General features: G+C 52.6%; 7 protein-coding genes and 1 pseudogene. 6 read left to right on the top strand and 2 right to left on the bottom strand.

Annotation, left to right across the window (positions count from 1 at the left end; all coding sequences use genetic code 11):
* Both ACT3T6_RS13880 and ACT3T6_RS13875 read left to right on the top strand, forming a co-directional pair.
* Positions 1-286, top strand: a pseudogene (locus ACT3T6_RS13880) (poly-beta-1,6 N-acetyl-D-glucosamine synthase); the annotation flags it as partial.
* Complete coding sequence (locus ACT3T6_RS13875; RefSeq protein WP_226913383.1) at positions 276-560, top strand: hypothetical protein; 285 nt, start codon at positions 276-278, stop codon at positions 558-560. The pseudogene ACT3T6_RS13880 and the gene ACT3T6_RS13875, both read left to right, overlap by 11 nt.
* Here the strand turns inward: ACT3T6_RS13875 and ACT3T6_RS13870 are convergent.
* Complete coding sequence (locus ACT3T6_RS13870; RefSeq protein ID WP_193053112.1) at positions 544-1,008, bottom strand: GNAT family N-acetyltransferase; 465 nt, start codon at positions 1,006-1,008, stop codon at positions 544-546. The genes ACT3T6_RS13875 and ACT3T6_RS13870 overlap by 17 nt on opposite strands.
* A 109-nt stretch (positions 1,009-1,117) precedes the next feature.
* Between ACT3T6_RS13870 and ACT3T6_RS13865 the strand changes: the two genes are divergently transcribed.
* Positions 1,118-2,434 carry a hypothetical protein gene (locus ACT3T6_RS13865; protein WP_193053113.1) on the top strand — a complete coding sequence of 439 codons (1,317 nt, stop codon included), beginning with the start codon at positions 1,118-1,120 and terminating at the stop codon, positions 2,432-2,434.
* Positions 2,435-2,552: 118 nt separating this feature from the next.
* Here the strand turns inward: ACT3T6_RS13865 and ACT3T6_RS13860 are convergent, their stop codons facing one another.
* Positions 2,553-3,074: a zinc ribbon-containing protein gene (locus ACT3T6_RS13860; protein WP_193053114.1), complete on the bottom strand. Its 522-nt coding sequence runs from the start codon at positions 3,072-3,074 to the stop codon at positions 2,553-2,555.
* 160 nt (positions 3,075-3,234) lie between these two features.
* On the opposite strand from ACT3T6_RS13860, the gene leuS reads away from it, so the two are divergent.
* Genes leuS through holA form a run of 3 tightly spaced genes read left to right on the top strand, consistent with a single transcriptional unit; the run spans position 3,235 to position 7,375 of the window.
* Positions 3,235-5,820, top strand: coding sequence for a leucine--tRNA ligase (gene leuS / locus ACT3T6_RS13855; RefSeq protein WP_193053115.1), 2,586 nt, complete (start codon positions 3,235-3,237; stop codon positions 5,818-5,820).
* Entirely contained in the window at positions 5,817-6,311 is a 495-nt protein-coding gene (locus tag ACT3T6_RS13850; protein WP_193053116.1) for an LPS-assembly lipoprotein LptE, read from the top strand. Before leuS ends, ACT3T6_RS13850 begins: the two co-directional genes overlap by 4 nt.
* Complete coding sequence (gene holA / locus ACT3T6_RS13845) at positions 6,308-7,375, top strand: DNA polymerase III subunit delta (protein WP_172118388.1); 1,068 nt, start codon at positions 6,308-6,310, stop codon at positions 7,373-7,375. The genes ACT3T6_RS13850 and holA overlap by 4 nt, the downstream gene beginning before the upstream one ends.
* Positions 7,376-7,408: the final 33 nt, after the last annotated feature.

Raw genomic sequence — 7,408 nt, 5'->3', positions numbered from 1 at the left:
GGTTCAGCCCACGGCTTGGCCGATCACAACACAGACATTCTCATATTTTGGCAGCCTTCTTATCGCGATTAGTTTTATCCAATTTACCGTCAGTTTTTATATCGACAGTCGCTACGACAAACAGATATTCCGCTGCGTTTATTGGAGCATTTGGTACCCATTTGCCTATTGGATGATCAATATGGCGACCGTTGTTATTGCCTTCCCCAAAGCCATCATGCGCCAACAAGGAAGGCTTGCGACCTGGACCAGCCCAGACCGAGGAGAGCCCTTCCATGAACAATAAACTCGTGCCTATCATTATTGATACCCCCTCCCAACGAGGCTGGGGCTACCGTATCCGCGACCTCTTTATTACGGCTGCCACACTTATTTTATGGCTACTCGTGCTGGCCAGGTTATACACCTTCTTTGTTATTGAAGAGGCCATTCTGGAACAACTTTATGGCTCCCTTATGATCAAAGTAGTCGCCATGGGTTTTGTCGTTACCTTTCTGGCCTTTCATTGCTGGGCAGTTTACAACCAATACCTGTATACCCGTATTACGAAACACCATTAACGTTACGCGCAATCATCAACACTTCGTCCGATGAATATAAATTACTAATAGTGGCTTCAATCTCAGCACCTAATGTGGATCTATATAATCGTTGAGCAACGTTATCCGCTCTAGTGGTGACCAATACGTGCTTTAACGTGGAACCCTGTTTTGCCAGCTGTTCTTTAACCAAAGGGAGTGAATTTTCGATTAATTGTTTCCCAACCCCTTTACCTTGACGATTTGGCAATACTGCCAATTGCTCTAACTCCAGAACCGCTTCCGGACGGAAGCCGCTCTTTTGCATCCAAACAATATATCCAATAACGCTACACTCCTCCTCTACGACAAAGCAAAGAAATCGAGGAGAGGCACTGAGACTACATTTCAACCATTCATACGAATGCGTTTGGCGAGGGAATGCCAGTGAATGAACGCTTGCAGCTTCGTCTAAATCAGCGTTGTTCATTGACCTTATTTTCATTAAAAACCTCATCAATTTATTGATAGCATATCGGCTGCGACTAGCCTTTCAGTGCCAACCCTATTAGCCTGCTAATTCACTTTAAGGGTTTAGCATGCAAGAAACGACTTTTCGGCAGCGCTTGGCGGGTGTGCTGATTCTGCTTGGGTTGATCGCACAGATTCTTGGGTTTACCGGTCTGATAAACACGGCGCACGCAGTGAGCTATGTGTTGTGGCTCGCCGTGATATTGCTGTGGAAGGACATTCCCAAGCGCTCACGTTTTCAGGCCGGCGTGTTGATGGTTTTGGGCATATTAATGCTGCTGGTGGCGCGTTTTTATTACCATAACCACGTAGATTGGCCCGCTATGCTGCAGGGCAATGCCTTTGTAGTGGCCATGCTGGTAGGCGTCAGCTTTATTTCCCTGGTAGGTAAACAGCAAGGGCGAAAAAAAGCACCAGGCAAACGCTTAACGGGCAGTGGCGGCGTATTACGTACCTGGCTTGGCGTGCATTTTCTGGGCACGATTTTGAATATATCAACCGTTATTATGGTCGGTGACCGATTGGCACGAACGGCTCCTTTAACGATTCCACAGTACCTGGCATTGAATCGAGGGCTGTCAAGTGCCGCGCTATGGTCACCGTTTTTTGCTTCCATGGGAATAGTGATCGCACTCGCACCGCAGATGCAGTACTCCTACGTGGCACTCTTTGGATTCCCATTAGCAATGATTTCCGGGTTGCTAACGACGCTTGAACTTGGCCGTCGATTTGATTTACGTGAGGTGTATGGCTTTTCTCTGGCACCGCGCAGCCTGCTAATGCCCGTGATCATGGCCTTGTTGGTCATGGTGTTTCATTTCTGGCTAACGCCCAGGCTCTCAATCGTTGGCATTATTACTTTTTTGATCCCGGCCGTTGCCTTGATCTATAACCTGCGCGAAGGCATCGGCTATACGTTGTGGCGTGTTCGCCAACACACCACCACACGGCTCCCGGCCATGCGAGGAGAAGTCTCGCTGTTTTTAGCGGCGGGGCTTTTTACGCTGGGGCTTTCAGCGCTTGTGGCTGCCGTAGCGGGCAACGATTGGACGCTATTCGAAACTTTTGGCGCGCAGCAAGGCATGATCAGTTTTCTCAGCATTGTGCTGAGTGCGCTGGTGGGGCTCCATCCAATTATTGGGGTATCGGTGCTGGCCTCCATCGTAAGTTTGCACGGTGGAGAGCACACTCTGTTTGCGTTTGTCTGTTTATGTTCATGGGCCGTGGGCACCAGCGTCGGGCCTTTATCAGGGATTAACCTAAGCCTTCAGGGCCGCTACGGGATCAACGGTTACCACATGATGAAGAACAATCTTCTTTATGCAGCGGTGATGAGTCTACTTTCGCTAGCCTCAATCACGGCGATGAGCTATCTGGTGACATAGCTCATCGCCTATTGCATCACACGGAATTACCAACGCAACAGGGGCAGCACCCTTCGGCGAGCCCCTGCTCTGATCCGCCCTCGCTGCCCACACCGTTTGTTAGCGGTTAGAGAGATGCTCAGGTTTCGATAATCTTACTGGGAAACCGATAAAAGTAGCGGTGACCACATTGATGGCAAGGCTCAAGGCGCGCCACATGGGGCAGCATTACCTGGGCATCACAGTGGACACAGGCCATCAAACCTGGTGCTGCCATTTCACCTTCGCAGTAATCTGCCCGAGCCGCCTCAAGATCGTCATCAAAGCGTTCACGCTCTACAATGCTTCGATCTGCGATGGAAAGTAGCGACTCCGCAACGCGACGTGAAAGCCCGCTGATATCGACACCCAACCAGGTAGCGACCTGCATCCCGGTATCTGCCAGGTAGTGGCGCATATCTTTTAAGTCGCGCTCAACCCAAGCACGCAGCAGGGCCAGCTCATCTTTCGTGTACTCTTCAAACTCCGCTTCAAAAGCGACTGCGTCGTCTAAATCCTTTTGCAGGTTGTCCCAGGTTAAGTCATTTGCGCCATGCTGCATGCGCTCCAGCAAGCGCTCATAGCCTTCGCGCAAGCGGTGGTCATTGTGTTGTTCACTCATGATGCCTCTCCTTTTGTCGACGCAGGTGTTTCCTATCATCAGCTTGCCGTTCAAGGATACCCCTTCATAGGATACAATCGACACTACTTATCTGACAGTCGTCATCTACCATTCACTTTGCGCCCTATTGGGCGAATACGCCAAGGCATTAAAAAAACCGATGGACGCACACTATAGCCCTCGTGAAATTGAACGTGACGCCCAGCAGTACTGGGACAAACATCAGTGCTTCAAAGCAGTAGAAGACGCGAACCGCGAGAAGTTTTACTGCCTATCCATGTTCCCCTACCCCAGCGGCAAGCTGCATATGGGCCATGTGCGTAACTATACTATCGGTGACGTCGTTTCACGTTTCCAGCGCATGCAGGGTAAAAATGTGATGCAGCCCATGGGCTGGGACGCGTTTGGCATGCCTGCGGAAAACGCAGCGATCCAAAACCAGGTACCGCCTGCGGAATGGACGTACCAAAACATTGATTACATGCGCAACCAGTTGAAGGCGCTAGGCTTTGCCTACGACTGGAGCCGCGAATTCGCCACCTGCGATACCAGCTACTATCGCTGGGAGCAGTGGTTCTTTACCAAATTGGTCGAGAAAGGCCTGGTTTACAAGAAGATGTCCACAGTGAACTGGGACCCGGTTGACCAGACCGTACTTGCCAATGAGCAGGTCATTGACGGCCGCGGCTGGCGCTCAGGTGCGCTGGTTGAGCGTAAGGAAATTCCGCTGTGGTTCTTGAAGATCACCGACTACGCCGATGAGCTTTTGACCGACCTGGACAAAGTAGAATGGCCTGAGCAGGTCAAAACCATGCAGCGCAACTGGATTGGTAAATCGCGTGGTGTTGAGCTGACGTTTGATATCGAAGCGGCAGACGGTAGCGCGGCTGAACCACTAGCCGTTTACACCACTCGCCCGGATACGCTGTCAGGGGTTACCTACGTCGCGGTAGCCGCTGGCCACCCGCTTGCCAAACAGGCGGCAGAACAAAATACAGAGCTGGCAGCCTTCTGTGAAGAGTGCGCCAAAGGCGGCACCTCAGAAGCTGAAATGGCCACTAAAGAGAAACTTGGCATGGCCACCGGTCATGTCGCCATTCACCCGCTTAGCGGCGCTAAAGTTCCGGTGTTTGTGGCCAACTTTGTACTTATGGAGTTCGGCACCGGCGCTGTCATGGCAGTACCTGCCCACGACCAGCGCGACTGGGAGTTCGCCACCAAGTACGGTGTCGATATTAAACCTGTTATTGCCGATGAAAACGGCAATACGCCCGACCTTTCCGAAGCCGCGTATATTGAGCATGGTGCGCTGATCAACTCCGGTGAGTTCGATGGCTTGGCGTTTGAGCAGGCCTTTGACGCGATTGCCGCAAAACTTGCCGAAATGGGCCGTGGCAAGGTTAAAACCAACTATCGCCTGCGCGATTGGGGGGTTGCCCGCCAGCGGTATTGGGGGGCGCCGATTCCGGTTAAATACGGCCCGGAAGGCCAGACCGTTCCGCTGACCGATGAAGAGCTCCCGGTATCACTGCCCATGGAAGTGACGGTTGACGCCTCCGGCTCACCGCTCAAGAAAATGCCTGAGTTTTCCGACCTGGGCGATGGTTGGGTACGTGAAACCGATACGTTTGACACCTTTATGGAGTCCTCCTGGTACTTTGCGCGCTTCTGCTGCGCCGATAACCATGACGCCATGCTGGATGATCGCGCCAACTACTGGTTACCGGTTGATCTTTATATCGGCGGTATCGAGCACGCCATTTTGCACCTGCTATACGCACGTTTCTTCCATAAGCTGATGCGCGACTTTGGCCTGGTGGATTCTGATGAGCCCTTCCAGCAGTTGCTTACCCAAGGCATGGTCATCGCGGAAACCTACTATCGCCATACCGATAACGGCGGCAAACAGTGGTTCAACCCGGACGATGTCGACGTTCAGCGTGATGAGAAAGGCCGTCCGCTAAGCGCTATCCTGATAAGTGATGGTCAGCCGGTTGAGATGGGCGGCATCGAAAAAATGTCCAAGTCGAAAAATAACGGCGTTGATCCGCAGTCGATGATCGACAAGTTCGGTGCTGATACTGTCCGCTTGTTCATGATGTTTGCGGCCCCGCCCGAGCAGTCGCTGGAATGGTCTGACTCAGGTGTTGAAGGTGCGCACCGCTTCATCAAGCGCATTTGGCGCCAAGTGAGCGAGCATCTTGAAGCCGGCACACCAGGTGAGCTGAAGGTTGATGCGCTTAATGATGACCAAAAAGCACTGCGTCGAAAAACGCATGAAACCATCAAGAAAGCCAGCGACGATATTGGCCGCCGCACTACCTTTAATACCGCTATCGCTGCAGTCATGGAGCTTTCCAACGCGCTTGGCAAGTTTGATGACACCTCTGAGCTTGGTTTAGCGGTTAGCCGTGAAACGCTGGAAGCATGTATCTTGCTGCTTTCCCCAATCACTCCGCACGTGTGCCATCAGTTGTGGCAGAACCTGGGGCATGCAGAGCCCGCTATTGAAGTGCAGTGGCCAGTGCTTGATGAAGCAGCGCTTACTCGCGATAGCATTGAACTTGTCGTGCAAGTAAACGGTAAGTTGCGTGCGCGCCTGGAAGCACCGGCTAGTGCAGATAAAGCAGCCATCGAGAAACTGGCGATGGAAAACGAAAACGTCCAGCGCCACCTGGAAGACAAAACGGTCCGTAAAGTGATCGTCGTGCCAGGCAAGCTGGTAAACATTGTGGTAAGCGGATGAATCGACGCACATTTTTGACAACCAGCATCGCCGCTTCAGCGGCGGTGCTACTCAGCGGTTGTGGCTTTCATCTGCGCGGCCATAGCGCCATGCCCAGCCTGCCCGCGCTGACGCTGGAAGGAGACATTAATAGCACCACGGCCCAGCAGCTACGTGCACGCCTGACACAGTTAGGAACGGAGATGAGACCTGACGCGCCCTGGCGCGTCACGTTAGGCACCCCTTCCTTACTGGAGCGACGTATTGGTAGCGATAGTCGTGCCAGCCGTGAACACGAGCTGGTGCTAAGCACAACGCTCTCGGTGCAGCAGCGTCAGACCAATGCCTATGCGCTTAACGGCAGTAACGTATCTGTCAGCAGAACCATACGTGTTAACGATGATGATTTGCTCAATCGTGAAACCTTGTTCAACGAAGCAGAGCGATCGCTTGCCCGGGAGCTAGCACAACGTATTGTGGAGCGCTTGGTTAACATTAAGGGTGTTGAGTGAAGGTTTTTGCCGACCAATTGCCGGGTGCCTTAAGTAAAGCGCTGCCTAAGGTCGTCATCGTAGCGGGCGATGAGCCGCTCCAGCACCGCGATGCCTGTGATGCAGTACGTGCCGCCGCACGCCAGGCCGGTATTGAAGAGCGCGAAGTACTGGACGTAGATGCCAACTTTGCCTGGGGCCGCTTACTGGAGGCCGCCAGCAACCTTTCATTATTTGCAACCAGCAAGTTGATGGAAGTTCGCTTGGGCACCCATAAACTGGGCCAGGAAGGCAGCAAAGCACTAGCGCAGTACGCTGAAACCATCGCAAACAGCGACGACCTACTGCTACTCAGCATGGGTAAGCTGGATGGCAAACAGCAGAAAAGTGCCTGGTTTAAAGCCCTTGATAAGCACGGCCTGTTTGTCCCCGTATGGCCCGTAGATAATGCTCGCCTGGGCTACTGGCTACGTGATCGAGCATCAATGCATGGCTTGCAGATTGACCTTGAGGCTGCGCGCCTACTGGGTGAACGCACTGAGGGTAACCTGCTGGCCGCTGATCAGGAGCTTCAAAAACTCTCGCTGATTCATCCGCAAGGTACCCGCTTAAACGTTGAGAGCATCGCCCAGGGCGTAGAGGATAGCTCGCGCTTTGATGTGTTCAACCTGGCAGATGCCTGCTTGAAAGGTGAGGTTAGCCGCGCCTCACGCATAGTGCAGGGGCTGCGTAGTGAAGGGGTCGAAGCACCCATTGTGTTATGGGCATTAAGCCGTGAGTTGCGCACGCTACTCTCTTTGCATCAGCACCTGGATCAAGGCCAAAGTTTTGAGCACGCCTGCAAAACCCAAAAGCCAATGATTTTTGACAAGCGCCGCCCCGCTTATCAAAAGGCCATAAAGCGTCTTCCCATGAAGCGTTTGCACAAGCTGCTTTTGATGGCCCAACGGCTGGATTTAGCCGTTAAAGGGGCCGCTAATGTGCCCTTATGGCCTGGCCTTCATGACTTGGCGATGACCATGGCGGGCGGTAAAGGTATTCTTGCTGAAACAGCCTGGACCTATCGCATTAGTGCAAATAATTAGCATATTGGACAATAGACTTAAAGCCTGTCCTCT

Source organism: Halomonas sp. 72 (assembly GCF_052379785.1).
GTDB lineage: Bacteria > Pseudomonadota > Gammaproteobacteria > Pseudomonadales > Halomonadaceae > Vreelandella > Vreelandella citrativorans.
This window is presented reverse-complemented; position numbering and strand designations above follow the sequence as displayed.